2 protein-coding genes and 1 pseudogene are annotated in these 2145 nt (G+C 57.4%); 1 reads left to right on the forward strand and 2 read right to left on the reverse strand.

Annotated features, from left to right (window positions below; all coding sequences use genetic code 11):
- Window positions 1-287, reverse strand: a pseudogene (locus BTO32_RS17535) (formylglycine-generating enzyme family protein); the annotation flags it as partial.
- A 173-nt stretch (window positions 288-460) separates the two neighbouring features.
- Here BTO32_RS17535 and BTO32_RS17540 point away from each other — a divergent pair.
- Window positions 461-1600, forward strand: a complete 1140-nt coding sequence (locus tag BTO32_RS17540; protein WP_217697043.1) for a hypothetical protein — start codon at window positions 461-463, stop codon at window positions 1598-1600.
- A 97-nt stretch (window positions 1601-1697) separates the two neighbouring features.
- Here the strand turns inward: BTO32_RS17540 and BTO32_RS17545 are convergent.
- A partial coding sequence (locus tag BTO32_RS17545) for a formylglycine-generating enzyme family protein (RefSeq protein ID WP_139339145.1) occupies window positions 1698-2145 on the reverse strand: 448 nt, incomplete at its 5' end.

The following is a 2145-nucleotide window of genomic DNA, read 5'->3' on the forward strand; positions in this document are numbered from 1 at the left end:
TCGGTGTCGTAATCGATCTGGCACATTTGGGTCGAGCCCGGCTCGCAGGGCATGCCGAAGTCACCCATGATGAAGGTGCCGCCTTCGATGAATACCATGTTGTCCAGAGCGCGAACCACCAGCTGGGTGACTTCGTGCTGTTTGCGGGTGGACAGGTCCGGATGCAGTTCGGCGACCCGGGCCCGGATGTCGTTGATCTCCGACGGGGACAGGGACTCGCTGGTGATGGTTGGAGACGAGCAGGCGGTGAGGCCGGCCAGAAGGGTAAAGAGAATAATTTTTTGCATGGGTATCCTCCCCCGAGTGCGTGTCATCCTTGATTGGTCTGGCATTTTACTGACCGCAAAGCAGCGTGTCATCCAAGTGGTGCGAGTCATGTTTACCGGTGCCGGGCGTGTGGGTCCGGGTATAATCGCGTCGGACCGGTCAAACCATTTGCCGGGCAAGGACGAAAACACCAATGGATGGAGTGATGGACGCTTTAAACACCGAATCGACCGATCAGGCTTCGGGCAATGGCCAGCAGAGTGAACAGGCCAGCCCCCCTCATTGCCGAAAACAGAGAGGTTTTTGCGCGGATCAGATTCCGTGCCTTCCAGAGTCCGTGAAAAGCCGGCAACGCTTCGGTGAGGACCTTCAGCCCGTGGGCGACTACGCCGGGGTCGAACCCTATTACCGGGTGTGTGAGGATGTCGGCGATGTCCAGCATCAGGATCAGACGGAACCGAAGGCTTTCGAAGCCAGCGATTGGTGGTGGAATCATCGCCGAGTTCGCTTTCTCAATGGCAGAGCATTCATTGGTTTATCAGCTCTGCTGCTATTAATACCCTACGCTTGGGGGGGTATCGTTCTAGTTGGGGGAGGGTGGCTGCTCTATTTCTTGGTTTATCAACTGGTGGTTGATATGCCTAGCGTTGTTTTCATGCTAGCCATGCTGTTTACATATGTTGCCTGGATGGCTGTCTCCTTCTACATCCTCATCAAAACCATGCCCTGGGTCACAGGCGCGTTCGCTCTGCTGCTCAGACCCTTCGATAAACTCCTCGGCAAACTTTTGGACCGCAGTCTGGAAGCGGGTGAGAGCTTCTTCAGTCGAGAAACCGGGGGAGTCAGCTTTGCCCTGCCAGGGGGCAAAAAACTGACGGCCCCTTTCGAGGAGTTTGATGCCTATGTGGAGCGGGTGATTCAACACGGTGGCATTTTCTATCGCCTGATGTTCGTGCATCGCTACACCGGCAAGCAGTTTAGTCAGACCTCACTGAGCCGGGTCGAGCCGACCAAGGAAGAGGTGATGGCGCTTTGGGACATGCTTCAGCGGTACATGGATGTCTCCCAGCCGTTGCCAGATGTACCAAGGCTGGAGCCGTTCCGTCACCTGGACCCGGTCACGGCGGTGCACGATCAGCGTACCGGGCGGAACCCCCGGTTCTGGCGTGACCTGGATTTTGAGGCATGGCAGCAGGGCGAAGGCGCGGAATGGCTGAAGCGTCAGGTGACGTACCCTTGGGATAAGCGCCGGTGTAGGCTAACGCCTCAACTGGGAAAGATCGCCATGCAGGCGTACCGGGAAAAACGGCCGGAAGGGACGTATCCGATCTGATGTCCGTCGGAAGATGATCGTTGCGCTGCTGGACGATTTGCTTGGAATCCAATATTGGTGCAAGCGTGTTGGCCTAGGGGGGACAGTTTTAGACGCCTTAATGGCTGACAGAACACCTAAACCCCCGCACTGGGGAGTAGTAGCGGCTGCTGACGGGAGCCGGGCCCCGAATAACGGTGGTATTACTCTTAGGGGTATTGCCTGTGGAGAGCCCTCGATACACTTTCTCCGTACCTGACCGGGGACCCTCGGGATTGAGTTTGGGGCTTTCTTGATAGTAGTCGGCGGCATACCAGTCTCGCATCCACTCGCCGGCGTTGGCCGCCAGGTCATAGATGCCGAGGGGGTTGGGCGGATAACTGCCGACGGGGAGCACGCCTTCGTCCGGAGCCGGATAATTCCGCCCAGGTTCAATGTTGCCATTGTCGGTTGCATAGAGAACCTTTTGCCCTCGGTTGCGGGAGGCGTACTCCCACTGGGCTTCCGTGGGCAGGTCAATAGTCCGGCCGGACAGGGTTCCCAGCCATTGGCAATACTCATGGGCT

The sequence above is a fragment of the Marinobacter lutaoensis genome (genome assembly GCF_001981305.1).
Taxonomy (GTDB): Bacteria; Pseudomonadota; Gammaproteobacteria; order Pseudomonadales; family Oleiphilaceae; genus Marinobacter; species Marinobacter lutaoensis.